At 71.9% G+C, this 16,892-nt stretch carries 15 protein-coding genes; 3 read left to right on the top strand and 12 right to left on the bottom strand.

Annotation, left to right across the window (positions count from 1 at the left end):
* Positions 1-24: 24 nt before the first annotated feature.
* The 8 genes from ABZS61_RS32650 to rimP all read right to left on the bottom strand — a co-directional run bounded on the left by ABZS61_RS32650 (position 25) and on the right by rimP (position 10,908).
* Positions 25-3,633, bottom strand: coding sequence for a serine protease (locus ABZS61_RS32650; RefSeq protein ID WP_356429420.1), 3,609 nt, complete (start codon positions 3,631-3,633; stop codon positions 25-27).
* 208 nt (positions 3,634-3,841) lie between these two features.
* Entirely contained in the window at positions 3,842-4,738 is an 897-nt protein-coding gene (gene truB, locus ABZS61_RS32645; protein ID WP_329206841.1) for a tRNA pseudouridine(55) synthase TruB, read from the bottom strand.
* A complete protein-coding gene (gene rbfA / locus ABZS61_RS32640; RefSeq protein WP_356429416.1) occupies positions 4,735-5,205 on the bottom strand; it encodes a 30S ribosome-binding factor RbfA in 471 nt (156 codons plus the stop codon). Before rbfA ends, truB begins: the two co-directional genes overlap by 4 nt.
* Positions 5,206-5,230: 25 nt before the next feature.
* The gene (locus tag ABZS61_RS32635; RefSeq protein ID WP_356429414.1) at positions 5,231-5,527 is read right to left on the bottom strand and encodes a DUF503 domain-containing protein; all 297 of its coding nucleotides are present in this window, start codon (positions 5,525-5,527) and stop codon (positions 5,231-5,233) included.
* A gap of 170 nt (positions 5,528-5,697) precedes the next feature.
* Positions 5,698-8,808 (bottom strand): translation initiation factor IF-2, encoded by a 3,111-nt coding sequence (infB, locus tag ABZS61_RS32630; protein ID WP_356429411.1) that lies wholly within the window; start codon positions 8,806-8,808, stop codon positions 5,698-5,700.
* 149 nt (positions 8,809-8,957) lie between these two features.
* Entirely contained in the window at positions 8,958-9,236 is a 279-nt protein-coding gene (locus tag ABZS61_RS32625) for a YlxR family protein (protein WP_329206847.1), read from the bottom strand.
* A 131-nt stretch (positions 9,237-9,367) separates the two neighbouring features.
* The gene (nusA, locus tag ABZS61_RS32620; protein WP_329206849.1) at positions 9,368-10,408 is read right to left on the bottom strand and encodes a transcription termination factor NusA; all 1,041 of its coding nucleotides are present in this window, start codon (positions 10,406-10,408) and stop codon (positions 9,368-9,370) included.
* Positions 10,409-10,410: 2 nt separating this feature from the next.
* Positions 10,411-10,908, bottom strand: a complete 498-nt coding sequence (gene rimP / locus ABZS61_RS32615; RefSeq protein ID WP_356429406.1) for a ribosome maturation factor RimP — start codon at positions 10,906-10,908, stop codon at positions 10,411-10,413.
* Between the two features lie 172 nt (positions 10,909-11,080).
* Here rimP and ABZS61_RS32610 point away from each other — a divergent pair, with 172 nt between their 5' ends.
* The 3 genes from ABZS61_RS32610 to ABZS61_RS32600 are packed head-to-tail and all read left to right on the top strand — an operon-like array spanning position 11,081 to position 13,066.
* Entirely contained in the window at positions 11,081-11,602 is a 522-nt protein-coding gene (locus tag ABZS61_RS32610) for a hypothetical protein (protein ID WP_356429403.1), read from the top strand.
* A complete protein-coding gene (locus ABZS61_RS32605) occupies positions 11,599-12,117 on the top strand; it encodes a ferritin-like domain-containing protein (protein WP_356429400.1) in 519 nt (172 codons plus the stop codon). Before ABZS61_RS32610 ends, ABZS61_RS32605 begins: the two co-directional genes overlap by 4 nt.
* 28 nt (positions 12,118-12,145) lie before the next feature.
* Positions 12,146-13,066: an aminoglycoside phosphotransferase family protein gene (locus ABZS61_RS32600; RefSeq protein WP_356429398.1), complete on the top strand. Its 921-nt coding sequence runs from the start codon at positions 12,146-12,148 to the stop codon at positions 13,064-13,066.
* 71 nt (positions 13,067-13,137) lie between these two features.
* Here the strand turns inward: ABZS61_RS32600 and ABZS61_RS32595 are convergent, their stop codons facing one another.
* The 4 genes from ABZS61_RS32595 to ABZS61_RS32580 form a co-directional block, all read right to left on the bottom strand.
* The gene (locus ABZS61_RS32595; RefSeq protein ID WP_356429395.1) at positions 13,138-14,838 is read right to left on the bottom strand and encodes a proline--tRNA ligase; all 1,701 of its coding nucleotides are present in this window, start codon (positions 14,836-14,838) and stop codon (positions 13,138-13,140) included.
* Positions 14,839-14,910: 72 nt separating this feature from the next.
* Positions 14,911-15,486, bottom strand: coding sequence for a GNAT family N-acetyltransferase (locus tag ABZS61_RS32590; RefSeq protein WP_356429392.1), 576 nt, complete (start codon positions 15,484-15,486; stop codon positions 14,911-14,913).
* A gap of 29 nt (positions 15,487-15,515) precedes the next feature.
* Positions 15,516-16,376: a GNAT family N-acetyltransferase gene (locus ABZS61_RS32585; protein ID WP_356429389.1), complete on the bottom strand. Its 861-nt coding sequence runs from the start codon at positions 16,374-16,376 to the stop codon at positions 15,516-15,518.
* Positions 16,377-16,538: 162 nt separating this feature from the next.
* A partial coding sequence (locus ABZS61_RS32580; protein ID WP_356429386.1) for a flavodoxin-dependent (E)-4-hydroxy-3-methylbut-2-enyl-diphosphate synthase occupies positions 16,539-16,892 on the bottom strand: 354 nt, incomplete at its 5' end.

The raw sequence follows: 16,892 nt of genomic DNA, 5'->3' as shown, positions 1-16,892 counted from the left end.
AACCTGTGTACGTGTGTATGTCCATTACGCAGGTCTAAGACTGCCATGCTCACGTCCCACGGCCTGCATCGGCATCGGCATCCCGGGCTGTGATCTCTCCAGGCCCTCCACCGTCCGCCGGGCGCTGGGTCCCACGACGGCGGCCCACTCCTGGGGGGCGTCGGCCAGCCACCGGGTGACGAGCCCGGCGAATCCGGGTACCTCGCGGGCGAGCTCGACCAACCCGCGGTCGAAGCGGGCAGCTCCCTCGGGCGTCCGCACCAGGAGCATCCCGGTGCGGTGCACCAGCGCCCTCGTACGGGCCTCGGGGCGTCTGCCGGAACCCGCTGCGGCGGCCCGCAGCAGGGCATCGAGCACCGCGGGGTCCCTCCCGGTGTCCTGTTCGAAGTCCAGCAGCACTTCCAGCAGCTCGGACCGCAGGGGCCTGGACCCGGTGCTGCCCGGTGCGGCGAGCACCCGGGCCAGCGCGGCGCGTACCGGCGCGGGCGCGGGGCGGTCCCGCAGCAGCCCGGTCACCAGGGGCAGCAGCAGGGCCCGGGCGGCCGGGCTGTGTTCCAGCCTGCGCTCCACATAGGCGGCGGCCTGTGCCCCGCGCCCGGGGTGGTTGTCGATGTACTGCCGTACGAGGCCGGGGGCGTGCAGGGCGAGGGCGGGTGTGTCCAGGCCGGCCAGCGCTCCCAGGACCTCGTCGGCCGCGTCCCCGGGCACCGCGAGGCGCGCACGCAGCGCGGCGAGCACCGGCTCCGGATGCTCGGGGAACACCTCGGCAAGCAGGGCCACGGGCAGCCTGGGGTCCCCGGCGGCGAAGACCCGCAGGGCCTGCGGCAGATAGCGGATCCGGGTCTGCGGATCCCTGACGAGCAGGGTGAGCGCCGGAGCGTGCAGGGCGGTGTCGCCGGCGCGGGCGAGCAGGGTGAGCGCCGCGCCGCGCAGCAGGGCCCGGTCGGCGTCCGAGGTGGCCAGGGCGGCGGTGAGCGTGGCGTGGACGGCTGCGGCCGCCCGGCGCGCGGGCCGGTCCTCGTCGCGCGCCCAGCGGTCGACGGCCCTGCAGAGGGCGGACGGTTCGTCCTCGGCGAGGGCGGTGAGCAGTTCGGCGGCGCGCGGGTGGGAGGTGTCCACCAGCGCTTCGGTCAGGTCGTCGACGGCGAGGTCGCGGCGGGCGTACAGCAGGGCCTGTGCGGCCGCGGCCACGGTGAGCCGGACCGGCCTGCCCTCCTCGGCGGGCAGCGGGCTCTCGTCGGTGAACCAGCGGCAGAGCAGCGCCTGCACCGTCTGCGGGTTCGCGATGAGCCGCCGGGCCACGGCGTCCAGATACCGCTCGTCCCCGTCGGCGCGCGAGGCGCCATCGGCGCGCGGGGCGCCATCGGCGCGCGGGGCACCGTCGGCCGGCAGGAGGCGGCGGAGCAGGTCGATCCGGTCCTCCTCCGGCAGCCTGAGCCTTCGCCAGAACCACGGCCCGAATTCGGCGTAGGGACCGGCACCCTGGGGCCGCCGGGTGATCCGTCCGGTGAGTACGCGCAGCACCCCGAGGTACGGCCGGGCGTCGGGCACTCTGAGCAGGCTCTCCCCGAGCAGGTGGGCCGCCCACCACACGGCGTTGGCATGCCGGGCGGATGAGGCGTCGCCGGGCTCGGCACCGGCCGCAAGACGGTCCGTCGCCTCGATCAGATCGGCCATCCGGTGCGCCAGCGCAGCGCTCCCCTGGCGGCGCCCCAGCAGGAGCATCGCCTGGATCACCGGGCCGATGCGATGGCGCGGTACGGGTAGGTTGCGGGGTCCGGCGGCCCCGGAGGGTTCCGGCGGCGCCCCGGACCGCTGTGCGTCCGTCCGGGAGGGTGCGGGCGCTTCTCCGGTGTGCCAGCGGTGGACCAGGGAGCGCAGTGCGGCGTCCAGGTCCAGGTGGGCACCCTGCACCCAGTCGCCCAGCTCTTCGTGGGCGAAGCGGTAGCCCGCGCCCGCCGGTACGAGGAGCCCTTCGGTGAGGACCGCCGGGGCCCACCCCGTACGCCACGGGAAGATCTCCTCGAACGTCGCCCGGTCCAGCTCCCCCTGCCCCGGCCCGAGGCAGCGCCGGGCCGCTTCGTGGACCTGTCCCGCCACCTTCGCGGCCAGCCTGCGGACCGCGGTGCCCCGGAGCCGTGGTTCGGCCTCCGCGCCGATGCGGACGGCGATCCGGACACAGGCGAGGTCCAGCCAGGCCGCGAAGACCTCCTCGGTGCCGGGCCTGCCCGGTACGTCGGGCGGCAGCGCGCCCCGCACCTCGGCGAGCAGCCGCAGGGTCAGCGGGTGGCGGTCGTGCCCCGGTGCGATCGCGTCCGGCGGGATGTCGTACCGCTCCCTGGCCCGTTCGGCCTGCTCCGCGGTCAGGTCGCCCAGGCGCACGGCGGACGGCAGCCGGCGGGCGGGCCGCTGCGGGCCGTGCAGGACGTCCGGCGGATACAGCGCGCCCGCGGTCTCCCAGTGCTCGGGGCGGCAGGCGACGACCATCCGCACCCCGTGGCTGCGCAGCCAGTCCACCGTCCCGCGGGTCCATTCGGCGAGCCGGTGGGCCAGCAGCGGCGGCATCTCCTCGGGGCCGTCCACGACGACGAGCAGCGGATTGCCGGAGGCCCCGGCGAGGCGGGCCACCCGCTCGGGAGTGGCCGTCGTCATGTCGCCCCGTGCCCCGGCCGCTGAGATGATCCGTCCGGAACGCCGCAGCGCACGGGTGATCGCGTCCGCGACCGAGGTGTCCTCGGCCAGGAGATCGGCGCCGCGCAGCCAGATGGTGAGGGCGGGTACCTGACCGCGGGAACGGCGGGCGGCGAGGGCCGCCAGCTCCGTGGTCCGCCCCGTGCCGGGTGCCCCCACGACGCCGAGTACCGGTCCCGTGCCCGACTCGAAGGCGGTGAACTCGTCGGTGATGTGCGGACGTTCGACGGCCTGGGTACCGTCCGGACGTCCGGCGGAGCCGAGCGAGGTCGCGGTCAGTTGCAGGGCCCCCGCCAGGTTGAGGTCGCACCCGTACCCGGGGACACCACTCGCGTTGCGCCGCAGCAGTTCCTCCAGCGGTCCGCCGTGGCCGTGGTCCGGGCCGGGGAGGAGCACCGCGAGCCCGGCCGCCTCGTGCTCCGCCCGCAGCGCGGTGGAGAGCACGCCCAGGACGGCGCCGGTGTCCGGGTCGGTGACGGGCCCGCCCACGGCGGCGCCCCCCGACCGCAGCGCGTCGCGTCCGTCCGTACCGAGGGCCAGTTCCATCGCGGCGACCGGCCGGTGGCTGCGTCCCCCCTCGTCGTACGTCGCCGGGGTCGTGCCGAGTACGCGCGCCTCCCGCCAGCCGTGGGCGGCGATCCGCACGTAGGTGCCTGTCCCGACGCGGCCGCGTGCGGCGATGGGGAGGGGTTCCACACCGAGGACTTCGGGTCCGCCGGTGTGCAGCAGCGCGAGACCGAGGGCGGGCAGAGCGGTGATGTCGCCGGTTCCCGCGGGGCAGGTCCGGCCGTCCGCGCCGTGCAGCACCAGGGGTTCGCAGGAGGCGACGGCCTGATGTCCGGTGACGACCGTGCCGCGGTCGTCCGCGACGAATCCGGTTCCCCGCGGCCGGCCGGCCTGATCGCAGATTCTTACCAGTTTCGACCGGTCCCCGCTGCCCATGGTCCGACGGTAGATCTCGGGTGATCAGGACGAGAAGCGCAGGGGGCGAAAGCGCCCCCCTCACACCCCTCAGTCACTCCGAGCGCCCGTCCATTGGGGTGAATCCACGGGTTCGGTTGGACAGGGATGGTCCCCGGAGGGGGATCGTGGAGCGGGCACCGGGGGGTCTGCCCGCTCCACGATGGGACCGACCGGTCCCCATGCGCTGTCAGGCGAAGACGGCGAGGCTCTTGGCCTTGCCCTTCTGCTCCTCGACGAGCACCAGGAACGTCCCGTCGGGCCCGAAGACCCCGACCGGGCCCGGCGGATACGCGGGCATGTCGACCCGCACGCCGTTGAGCAGCAGCCTGGCCCGCTTCTCGTCCACGTCCCAGCGGGGGAACGCCGAAGCGGCTGCCTCGGCGACCGGCATGACGACCAGTTCCTCCTGGTGCTGGTCGAGCGTCCTGGCCGCGTCGATCCCGTACGGGCCGACGCGGGTGCGCCGCAGCGCCGTCAGGTGCCCGCCGACGCCGAGTCCGGCACCGAGGTCACGCGCCAGGGCCCGGATGTACGTGCCCGAGGAGCAGACGACCGAGACGACCAGGTCGACGACGGGTGTCCCGTCCTCGGCCACCGCCTCGCGCACGTCGTAGACGCGGAAGGAGGAGATGGTCACCGGGCGGGCCGGGATCTCGAACTCCTCGCCGCCGCGCACGCGGGCGTAGGAGCGCTTGCCGTCGATCTTGATGGCGCTGACCTTGGACGGCACCTGCATGATCGCGCCGCTCAGTGCGGCGACACCGGCGTCGATGCCCTCACGGGTCACGCCCGAGGCGTCGGTGGACGAGGTGATCTCGCCCTCCGCGTCATCGGTGACGGTGTCCTGGCCGAGCCGGATCGTACCGAGGTACTCCTTCTCGGTCAGTGCGAGGTGGCCGAGGAGCTTGGTGGCCTTCTCGACGCCGAGCACGAGGACGCCGGTCGCCATCGGGTCCAGGGTGCCGGCATGGCCGACCCGCCGGGTCCGGGCGATGCCGCGCATCTTAGCCACGACGTCGTGCGAAGTGAAGCCGGACGGCTTGTCGACGATGACAAGGCCGTCCGGCGTTTTGTTCTGCGTCATGCGGAAGGTGAGCCCTCGCCGTTCTCGCCGGACTCGTCGTCCTCGTCCTCGGGCTTGCGGTACGGGTCCGCGTCACCGGCGTACCTGGCGCCGGAGGATGCCTCGCGGACCTTGGCGTCAGAGGCCCTGGCCCGGTCGAGCAGGTCCTCGATCGCCTTGGCGTTGTCCGGCAGGGCGTCGGCGACGAAGGCCAGGGTCGGGGTGAACTTCGTCCCCGCCGCAGCACCGACCGCCGAGCGCAGGATGCCCTTGGCGCTCTCCAGCCCGGCCGCCGCGGACGCCCGCTCCTCGTCGTCGCCGTAGACCGTGTAGAAGACCGTGGCCTCCCGCAGGTCGCCGGTGACCCGGGTGTCCGTGATGGTCACGTGCGTGCCCAGACGCGGGTCCTTGATACCGCGCTGCAGTTTCTCGGCGACCACCACCTGGATGAGGTCCGCCAGTTTCTTTGCCCGCGCGTTGTCGGCCACTGGTCCGTCTCCTTCTGATACGTGCTCAATCGTCTTCGTCGTTGTGCAGCCGCCGTCGTACGGACAGCAGCTCCACTTCCGGCCGGCCCGCGATCATGCGCTCGCACCGGTCCAGTACGTCTGTGAGGTGTCCGGTGTCCCCGGAGACCACGGCAAGGCCGATCTCGGCCCTGCGGTGGAGGTCCTGGCCGCCCGTCTCCGCGACACTCACCCCGAACTTGCGGTGGATCTCGGCGACGATCGGACGGACGATGGAGCGTTTCTCCTTCAGCGACCGTACGTCGCCGAGGAGGAGGTCGAAGGACAGTGTCCCCACATACATGTATGTCCGGATGTCCCGCCGGTTCGGGTTCGCGCCCCGCCATCGCTTGGCAGGGACACAAGAACCGTACACGGAACGGCCGGGGCCGATCGACGGAAATACGACCCGTCGACCGGCCCCGACCGTGCTGCGGGATTCCCGGGGGTCTCCCCCCGGGAATCCTTTGTGGATCAGCCTCGCGGCTTCTCGCGCATCTCGTACGTCGCGATGACGTCGTCGATCTTGATGTCGTTGAAGTTTCCGAGGTTGATACCGCCCTCGTAGCCTTCGCGGATCTCGGTGACGTCGTCCTTGAAGCGGCGCAGACCGGAGATGTTGAGGCTCTCCGCGATGACCTTGCCATCGCGCAGCAGGCGCGCCTTGGTGTTGCGCTTGACCTCGCCGGACCGGACCAGCACACCGGCGATGTTGCCCAGCTTGGACGAGCGGAAGATCTCGCGGATCTCCGCCGTACCGAGCTCGACCTCTTCGTACTCCGGCTTGAGCATGCCCTTGAGGGCCGCTTCGATCTCTTCGATCGCCTGGTAGATGACCGAGTAGTACCGGACGTCCACGCCCTCGCGGTCGGCCATCTGCTCGGCACGCCCTGCGGCGCGCACGTTGAAGCCGATCACGATGGCGTCGGAGCCGGTCGCCAGGTTGATGTCCGACTCGGTGACCGCACCCACACCGCGGTGCAGGATCCGGATGTCAACCTCTTCACCGACGTCGAGCTGGAGCAGTGAGGACTCGAGCGCCTCCACCGAACCGGACGCGTCGCCCTTGATGATGAGGTTGAGTTCCTGGACCAGACCGGCCTTGAGCGCCTCGTCCAGGTTCTCCAGGGAGAACCGGACACCCTTGCGGGCGAAGTTGGCGTTGCGCTCACGGGCGGCACGCTTCTCGGCGATCTGACGGGCCGTACGGTCCTCGTCGACCACCAGAAGGTTGTCGCCGGCACCCGGGACGTTGGTGAGACCCAGGACCAGGACGGGGGTCGACGGACCCGCTTCCTGGACGTTCTGACCATTGTCGTCGAGCATCGCCCGGACACGGCCGTACGCGTCGCCGACGACCACCGTGTCACCGATGCGCAGCGTTCCGCGCTGGACCAGGACGGTCGAGACGGCACCGCGACCGCGGTCGAGGTGGGACTCGATCGCAATACCCTGCGCGTCCTGCTCCGGGTTGGCCCGCAGGTCGAGCGAGGCGTCGGCGGTGAGGACGACGGCCTCCAGAAGAGCCTCGATGTTGAGGCCCTGCTTGGCGGAGATGTCGACGAACATCGTGTCGCCGCCGTACTCCTCGGCCACCAGACCGAACTCGGTGAGCTGACCGCGCACCTTGACCGGGTCGGCACCCTCGACGTCGATCTTGTTGACCGCGACCACGATCGGCACGTCGGCCGCCTTGGCGTGGTTCAGCGCCTCGATCGTCTGGGGCATCACACCGTCGTTCGCCGCCACCACGAGGATCGCGATGTCGGTGGACTTCGCACCACGTGCACGCATGGCGGTGAACGCCTCGTGACCCGGGGTGTCGATGAAGGTGATCTTGCGGTCCTCGCCATTGACCTCGGCGCCGACCTGGTACGCACCGATGTGCTGCGTGATACCGCCGGCCTCGCCCGCAATGACGTTCGTCTTGCGGATCGCGTCCAGCAGCCGGGTCTTACCGTGGTCGACGTGACCCATGACGGTCACGACCGGCGGACGGGAGACCAGGGCCTCTTCGCCGCCCTCGTCCTCGCCGAACTCGATGTCGAAGGACTCGAGCAGCTCGCGGTCCTCCTCCTCGGGGCTGACGATCTCCAGGACGAAGTTCATCTCGTCCGCGAGCATCTTCAGCGTCTCGTCGGGGACGGACTGCGTGGCAGTGACCATCTCGCCGAGGTTCATCATCACGCCGACGAGCGACGCCGGGTTCGCGTTGATCTTCTCCGCGAAGTCCGTGAGCGAAGCACCGCGAGACAGCCGGACAGCCTGCCCGTTGCCGCGGGGCAGCATGACGCCGCCCACCGACGGGGCCTGCATCGACTCGTACTCCTGGCGCCTCTGCCGCTTCGACTTACGGCCACGACGCGCGGGACCGCCGGGACGGCCGAACGCACCCTGTGTGCCACCACGGGCACCCGGGCCGCCGGGACGTCCACCGAAGCCGGGACGACCGCCGAAGCCGCCGCCACCACCCGGACGACCGGGAGCGCCACCGCCGCCACCGGGACGGCCGGCGAAGCCGCCGCCGCCACCACCGGGACCGGCCGGACGGCCGGCGAAGCCGCCGCCACCGGGACGACCTGCGCCGCCGGCGCCACCGGGGCGACCGCCACCGGCACCGGGACCACGGCCGCCGCCGGGGCCACCACCGGGACGCGGGGCCGCGGCGGGACGCTGCGGCATCATGCCGGGGTTCGGGCGGTTACCGGCGGGGGCACCGCCGGGACGCGGGGACTGCGGACGGGGCATGCCGCCCGGAGACGGACGGGCACCACCCTGACCCTGCGGGCGCGGTGCGCCACCGGGGCCGCCCGTGCCGCCCTGCGGACGCGGAGCGCCGGGGCGCTCCTGACCGCCGGGACGCGGGGCGCCGCCGGGACGGGGCGCGCCGGGGCGCGCCATGCCGGTGGAGCCGCCGGAGGTGAACGGGTTGTTACCCGGACGGGGACCCGCCGGACGCGCGCCGCCGGGGCGGGGTGCGCCCTGGCCTGCGGGACGTGCCGGACGGTCGCCGCCGCGCTCGCCACCACGCTCGCCACCGCGGCCACCGTCACGCTGGCCGCCGGCCGGAGCCGGACGGGCGGGGCGGGGGCCGGGGGTGGCACCCGCGGGACGCGGGGCCTGCGGCTGCTGGGGTGCGGCCGGCTGGGCCGGTGCCGGTGCCGAGAACTCGGCGGCGGGCACCGGGGTGACCGGGGCAGCCTTGGGCGCGGGCTTCGGACCCGGACGGGGGCCCGCAGACGGCGCGGAAGGTGCTGCGGGGGTGCTGCTCGCCGGGGCCTCGGCAGCGGCCGGCTTGGGGGCCGGTGCGCCGGGCTTCGGAGCAGCAGGACGTGCCGCAGCGGCCGGGGAGGGCGCTGCGGGCTTCACGGGGGCGGCCTTGCGGGGCGCGCCAGGCTTTGCAGCGGACTTGCCGGCGTTGCCACCGGGACCCTGCAGTGCGTCAGTCAATTTGCGTACAACCGGCGCCTCGATCGTCGAGGACGCCGAACGGACGAATTCACCGAGTTCTTGGAGCTTGGCCATGACGACCTTGCTCTCAACCCCGAACTCCTTGGCGAGTTCGTATACCCGGACCTTAGCCACTTCGCTCCTTTTAGGTCCGGGTTACCGCCGGACCGTCGCTACTTCATGGGCGTACTCATCGCGTACTCATCGAGTGCTCATCGCAATCTCGACCTACTTCCAACTCGCGAGGTACCTGACCGCACGGGGACCCGTGCCGTTCACTTTTCTTACGGTGTCACCCGCTCGACGAACCGCTGCAGTGCCGCGGAATCGAACGGCCCCTTGGCCTTGAAGGCCCGGGGGAATGCCCGGCGGCGGACCGCCAGGTCGAGACAGACAGAGACCGGGTGCACGTACGCACCCCGGCCGGGCAGCGTACCGCGTGGATCAGGGACAACTTCACCCTCGTCCACCACGATGCGCAGCAACTCGCTCTTGGCCGCTCGCTCCCGGCATCCCACACAGGTTCGTTCGGGGCAAGCGCGGGCGTGCGTCCGGCCAGACACGTTTAAGTCTACCTCCCCGTACCGACCTCACCCCTTGGGGGCAAAAATCGAACGGATGTTGTCGTGATCTCAGCGGCAGGGCGCCTTGATCTATTCCCTGGGACCGCCCCGGGACCCCCGGGGCGGACGGATCAGCCGCGCTCGGACCGCTCCCGGGCGCGCTCGGCGCGCTCACGGTCGGCGACGTCCCGCTCGGCGTCGGTCTCGGTGTCCGGGCGGATGTCGATGCGCCAGCCGGTGAGGCGGGCCGCCAGGCGGGCGTTCTGCCCCTCCTTGCCGATCGCCAGCGACAGCTGGTAGTCCGGCACGGTGACCCGGGCGGAGCGTGCGGCGAGGTCCACGACCTCGACCTGGCTCACCCGAGCGGGTGACAGCGCGTTGGCGACCATCTCGGCCGGGTCGTCCGACCAGTCCACGATGTCGATCTTCTCGCCGTGCAGCTCGGCCATGACATTGCGCACACGGCTGCCCATCGGGCCGATGCAGGCGCCCTTGGGGTTGAGCCCGGCCCGGGTGGACCGTACGGCGATCTTGCTGCGGTGACCGGCCTCGCGGGCGATGGCCTCGATGACCACCGAACCGTCCGCGATCTCCGGGACCTCCAGCGCGAAGAGCTTCTTCACCAGGTTGGGGTGGGTCCGCGACAGGGTCACGGACGGACCGCGCACGCCCTTGGCTACCCGTACGACGTACGTGCGCAGCCGCAGACCGTGCTTGTACTCCTCGCCGGGCACCTGCTCCTGCACCGGCAGGATCGCTTCCATCTTGCCGATGTCGACGAGGACGTTCTTCGGGTCCTTGCCCTGCTGGACCAGGCCGGTGACGACATCGCCCTCGTGGCCCGCGTACTCGCCGAACGTCTTGTCGTCCTCGGCGTCGCGCAGGCGCTGCAGGATGACCTGCTTGGCGGTGGTCGCCGCGATGCGGCCGAAGCCGGACGGGGTGTCGTCGAACTCCTTGGGTTCCTGGCCCTCTTCGAGGTCTGCCGGGTCCTCCTTGGCCCACACCGTCACGTGGCCGCGCTCGTTCAGCTCGACCCGCGCCCGGCGGTGGCTGCCGTCGGTGCGGTGGTACGCGATGAGGAGGGCTGCCTCGATCGCCCCGACGAGCACGTCGAAGGGGATCTCCTTGTCCTGCGCCAAGCCCTTCAAAAGCTTCACATCGATGTCCACGGCTACGCCTCCTCTTCCTTCTTGTCCTTGCGGTTGAATTCGATCTCCACGCGCGCTTTGGCGATCTCGTCGAAGGCGATCCGGCGCGACGTGGGCTTACGGCCCTTGACGCCCGGCACTTCGAGATCGAGCCCCTCGTCGTCGACTGCGAGGATGCGGGCCACCAGCTCGTCGCCGTCGTTCAGGCTCAGTTTCGCCAGCCTGCCGATGGCGCGTACGTAGTGGCGGTGCTCGGTCAACGGGCGGTCGGCGCCCGGAGAGCTCACTTCGAGGACGTACTCGCCCTCACCCATCGCGTCGGTCTCGTCGAGCTTTTCGGAGATCGCGCGGCTCAGCTCGGCGCACGCGTCGAGCTCCACGCCGTCCTCGGAATCCACGATGACCCGCAGCACCCGGCGGCGGCCTGCCCGGGACACCTCGATCTCCTCGAGGTCCAGGTCCTCGGCGCTGACGAGCGGATCGATCAGTGCGCGCAGCCTCTCGCTCTGGGTGGTGCTCATCCGGGTGACTCCTCGGCCGCGTGTGCTGTTGTGGGGATCGTCGCGTGTCTGGTCAAAGGGTATCCGGTCCGCAGGGGTGTTGCCGTCCGCCTCCCGCCTGTCCGCGGGTACGCTCGCCTGCAGTGATCACTTCAGGACAGAATTGGTCACAAACCAGGCCCGAAGGAGACAAGTGCGGCGCACGGGGACGACGCGCAGGAGTGCGCTCACCGCTACCGGAGCGCTCGCACTGGGTGCGGCACTGACCGGCTGCGGGTCCGACGAGGACTCCGGCGGGCAACGGGGGAACGCGAGTGCCGACGCCCGGGCCGCGACGGCCCGCAAGCAGACGGCACTGCGGGCGGCCGCCGCCCGCACCAGTTCCGCTCTGCTCGCCCGGTACGACCAGGTCGTGACCGCCCACCCGGGGACCACGGCCCGACTCGCCCCGCTGCGGTCCGCGGTGCAGGCGCACACATCGGCCCTGGGAGGCCCGCCGAAGGGCACCGCCCAGCCGGCACCGACGGCCCCCGCCACCGACGCGAAGGCCGCGCTGCAGGCGCTGGCGGCCGAGGAACGGCGCGTGGCCGACGCCCACACCAGGACCCTCCTGACGGCCGGGCCGGAGCTGGCCAGACTGCTGGCCTCGGTCGCCGCAGCCGGTGCGGCCCACGCATATCTGCTGACCGAACTGGCCAAGGAGTCCTCGACATGACCGAAGAGGCCGGGCAGACCGAAGGGCAGACGGGCGACGCCGGGCGGATGACCCTGCCGGCGGCGCAGGCCGCGCTCGCCGCCGAGCATGCCGCCGTGTACGGGTACGGGGTGCTGGGCGGCCGCCTGGAGGGCCGCCGCCGTACCGAGGCCACGGCAGCCTTCGACGCCCACCGGGCCCGGCGCGACGCCCTGGTACGCAGGGTCCGCGACCTGGGCGGTGCTCCGGTGGCGGCCGACGCCGCGTACGCTCTGCCGTTCGCGGTACGGGATCCGGCGGCGGCGGTGCGGCTCGCCGCCCTGCTGGAGGACCGGATCGCGGGCGTCTACTCCGATCTCGTACGCGCCGCCCACGGGCCCCTGCGGCAGGAAGCCGCAGCTGCCCTGCGGGAGGCCGCCGTGCGGTCGGTGCGCTGGCGCGGCACCGGCGTAGCCTTTCCTGGGCTCGCCGAGAAGGCCGCCGCACGCCCGTCGGACGAGACCGCCGAGGCCGGCGCCGCGGCTGTCACGCACTGAGAAAGCTCTGAAAGGGAACTGGGCACGTATGGGTTACGAACCGCCGCAGCGGCTGGTGCGAGCGCTCGGCGAGACGTACGGGGACGCGGCCGCCGCCGAATGGCTCGCGCAGCTTCCCGCACGCACCGAGGAGGCGCTGTCCGCAGCGGGTCACCATGTCTCGCCCGACCGGGTCGTGGCCCCGGGCGGCCGCAGCAGCCTCGCCCTCCTCGTGCACCGGCCGGACGGCACACCCGCCGTGCTGAAGATCGCGCCGCCCGGTGCCGCGCCCTCGCTGGAGCGGGCCGCGCTCGCCCATTGGAACGGCTGGGGTGCGGTGCAGCTCCTGACCCCCGAAGGCGGCGCGGCGGCGGGTGACAGCCTGCTGCTGGAGCGGCTGCACCACGAGGTGTCCCTGCGTTCCCTTCCTGAGGCGAAGGCTCTGCTGGAGGCCTCGGGCACCGTACGGCGGCTGTGGATCGACCCGCCTGCCGGGCACCCCTTCGAGACCGTCGCGGAACGTACCGCCCGGCAGTCGGAGCCGATGCGGGAGGCCGCAGCGGCCGAACCGGAGCTCGCGGGGCTGGTCGCGGCCGCGCTGGCGGCCCGCGAGGAGTTGGTCGCGCACTCCCCCGAAACCCTCCTGCTGCACGGCAACTTCCGGCAGAGCAAGGTGCTGTCCGGTGAGCGTGCCCCATGGCTGGCGGTGGGCCCCGAGCCGCTGGTGGGCGAGCGCGCCTACGACCTCGCGCGGCTCGTGCGCGACCGGGTCGAGGACCTGATCGCCTCGCCCGGCGGCGCGGTGACGGCCCGTCGACGGATCAAGAAGCTCGCGGAGTCGCTGGAGCTGGACCAGGCACGGCTGCACGGCTGGACGCTGTTCCGGGCCGTGGAGTCGGGCACCCGTGCGCTGACGGTGGGGCGTCGGCAGGACGGCGAGCTGACCCTGGAGTTCGCGGGCTGGCTGTAACGACCCCGTACGTACGCGAGAGGCCCCCACCCGGTGGGGGCCTCCCGTGTGTCTGCGGGGTGCGGCGCGGATCAGCCCTGGTCGGTCAGGCGGGCGACCGCCTCGTCGACGGTGAGCTCCTCGCGCTCGCCCGTGCGGCGGTCCTTCAGCTCCAGGACGCCTTCGGCCGAACGGCGCCCGGCGACGAGGATCTTCGGGACACCGATGAGCTCGGAGTCGGTGAACTTGACGCCGGGCGAGACTCCCGCGCGGTCGTCGACCAGGACGCGCAGGCCCGCGGCGTTCAGCTTCTCGGAGACCTCGAGGGCCAGTTCGGTCTGGAGCGCCTTGCCCGCGGCGACGACGTGCACGTCGGCCGGGGCGATCTCGCGGGGCCAGCACAGGCCCTTGTCGTCGGCGGTCTGCTCGGCGAGTGCGGCCACCGCGCGGGAGACACCGATGCCGTACGAGCCCATCGTGACGCGGACGGGCTTGCCCTGCTGGCCGAGGACGTCGAGGTTGAAGATGTCGGCGTACTTGCGGCCGAGCTGGAAGATGTGGCCGATCTCGATGGCGCGGTCCACCTGGAGGCCGGTGCCGCACTCCGGACAGGGGTCGCCCGCCTCGACGACGACGACGTCGAGGTAGTCGGTGACCTCGAAGTCGCGGCCCGCGACGACGTTCTTCGCGTGCTTGCCCTCCTTGTTGGCGCCCGTGATCCAGGCGGTACCGGAGGTGATGCGGGGGTCGGCGATGTAGCGGACCTTCTCCAGGCCCTGCGGGCCGACGTAGCCGCGCACCAGGTCGGGGCGGCCCACGAAGTCCTCGGCGGTGACGAGCTCGACGACGGCGGGGGCGAGGTGTTCGCCGAGCTTGCCGAGGTCGACCTCGCGGTCGCCGGGCACGCCCACGGCCACGATCTCGCCGTCGACCTTGACCAGGAGGTTCTTCAGGGTGGCGGAGGCCGGGACGCCGAGGTGGGCGGCGAGGGTCTCGATGGTCGGGGTGTCGGGGGTGTCCAGTTCCTCGACGGGGGCGACCGCGGAACCGTCGACGGGCGTGGCCTTGAAGGTCACGGCCTCCGTGTTGGCGGCGTAGTCGCAGTTCGGGCAGTCGACGAAGGTGTCCTCACCGGCCGGGGCGGGCGCCAGGAACTCCTCGGACGCCGAGCCGCCCATGGCTCCGGAGACGGCCGAGACGATGCGGTGGTCGAGGCCGAGGCGCTCGAAGATCCGGATGTACGCGGCACGGTGGAGCCGGTACGCCTCGGCGAGACCCTCGTCCGTGGTGTCGAAGGAGTACGAGTCCTTCATCTGGAACTCACGGCCGCGCAGCACACCGGCGCGGGGACGGGCCTCGTCGCGGTACTTGGTCTGGATCTGGTAGAGGATCACGGGCAGGTCCTTGTAGGACGAGCACATGTCCTTGACGATCTGGGTGAAGACCTCTTCGTGGGTGGGGCCGAGGAGGTAGTCGGCACCCTTGCGGTCCTTGAGCCGGAACAGCAGGTCGCCGTACTCGTCGTACCGGCCGCTCGCCTCGTACGCCTCCTTGGGGAGGAGCGCGGGCAGCAGGACCTCCTGGCCGCCGATGGCGTCCATCTCCTCGCGGACGACGCGGGTGATGTTCTCCAGGACCTTCTTGCCGAGCGGGAGCCAGGACCAGATTCCGGCGGCGGTGCGGCGTACGTATCCGGCCCGGACGAGGAGCTTGTGGTTGAGCGTCTCGGCGTCGGCCGGGTCATCGCGCAGTGTCTTGATCATCAATCGGGACATGCGCTGGACCTGGGCCATGATGAACTCCTGCTCGGAAGGGTGATGAGGCCGAGGTTAGCGGGGCGGCACGCGCGGGCGGAAATCGATTCGCTATCGGCGGCGCAGCGGAAGGGGCGCGCCCATCACCGCGTAGGGCTTGGGTGCGCTGGGGAAGAGCACCTGCCTGGCCAGGTCCTGGTAGCCGAGGGCGCGGTAGAGGCCGCGTGCGGGGCTCTCCGTGTCGATCGCCGAGAGGATGGACCGGGGCAGGTCGACGGCGTCGGTGATGGTGGTGATCAGGCTGCGGCCGAGGCCGCGCTGCTGGAACTCCGGGTGGACATGGAGTTCGGTGATCACGAACGAGTCGTCGAGCCATTCCGAGGAGCCCGTGGCGCGCAGATACGGCTCGACGACGGTGGACCACCAGTGGGCCCGGTTGTTCGGCAGCCCGTAGACGAATCCGACGAGCCGCCCGGCAGGGGTCGTGGCGCCGAGGGCGCGGGCCTGCGGGTGGTCGAGGTGTCTGAGCACGATGTGGCGGCGTACGTCGATCTCGTCCTGGGAGAGCCCGAAGGCGACGGCCTGCACGGCCAGAGCCTCATCGACACGTGCGGCGAGGTCGAGCGGACCGACGACGATGCCGGGGGCCCCGGAGCCCCGGGGGGATGCGGGGTGTGCTGCTGCCATGCGGGAACCCTACTGGCCGTGCCGCCCGGTCAGAACAGCACGCTCATGAACGCACCGGTCTCGCGGAAGCCGACGCGGCTGTAAGCCCTGCGTGCAGCGGTGTTGTAGTCGTTCACGTACAGGCTGACGACCGGTGCCACATCGGCCAGCGCGTGGCGCAGGACGGCCGCCATGCCGGTCTCGGAGAGACCGCGGCCCCTGAATTCGGGGGCGACCCAGACGCCCTGGATCTGGCAGGCCCGCGAGGTGGCCGCGCCGATCTCCGCCTTGAAGACGACCTTGCCGTCGTCGATGCGGGCGTAGGAGCGGCCGGTGGTGATCAGCTCGGCGACGCGTGCCTGGTAGAGCAGCCCGCCGTCACCGGCCAGCGGGGAGATGCCGACCTCCTCGGTGAACATCGCCACGCACGCCGGCATGAGGACGTCGATGTCCTCCTTGCGCATGCGGCGCACGAGCGGGTCGGGCGCCACCTCGGCGGACGGGCTCTCGGTGACCATGAGGGGCTGGTTGGGCCGGACTTCCCTGGCGGGACCCCAGCTCGGTTCCAGCAGGCGCCACAGCTGGGCGGTGGGCCCGGCGGGGCCGACGATCGAGGAGCAGCGGCGACCGGCCCTGCGGGCACGGTCGGCGAAGGCCCTGACGGCCTCGGGGGTCGCGCAGATGGGGACCAGGTTGGCACCGGAGTAGCAGAGGGAGCGCAGCCTGCCGTGGGCGTACCAGCCCCACATCTCGCCGCCGAGGCGCCAGGGGTCGAGTCCCGCGACCTGGACGCGCGACGTCACGAAGGCGTTGTCGACAGGTTCGCTCTCGAGGATGGCGAGCGCGGCGGGAAGCTCGCCGGGGTCGAGGACCCGGGTAGTGGTCTGCGTCAACACTGGGGGCCTCACCATACTGTCTGCTGATTTCCGCACTGTACCCAACAAGGCTGCGGGGCGCCCCCCGCACGGGACGGGACGACCGGATGCGAAGGCCGGCGGGCCGGGTGCGGCAACGGGCGCGGACGCGGCTGTGCCCCGCAGGGCGGGCCCTGCGGGGCACAGTGAGTGGTGGGGTCAGCCCGCGATGGAGACCTGGGGCTCGCCGGAGGCGATGCCGTCCTTCTCCATCTGCTCCGCGATCTTCATGGCTTCCTCGATGAGGGTCTCCACGATCTTCGACTCCGGGACAGTCTTGATGACCTCACCCTTCACGAAGATCTGCCCCTTGCCGTTGCCGGATGCCACACCCAGGTCCGCCTCACGCGCCTCACCCGGACCGTTCACCACACAGCCCATCACCGCGACACGCAGCGGAACCTCCATGCCCTCCAGACCCGCACTCACCTGGTCCGCGAGCTTGTACACATCCACCTGCGCACGCCCGCACGACGGACACGACACGATCTCCAGCCGCCGCTGCTTCAGATT

The sequence above is a fragment of the Streptomyces sp. NPDC005566 genome, assembly GCF_040605575.1.
In the GTDB taxonomy this organism is placed as follows: domain Bacteria; phylum Actinomycetota; class Actinomycetes; order Streptomycetales; family Streptomycetaceae; genus Streptomyces.
This window is presented reverse-complemented; position numbering and strand designations above follow the sequence as displayed.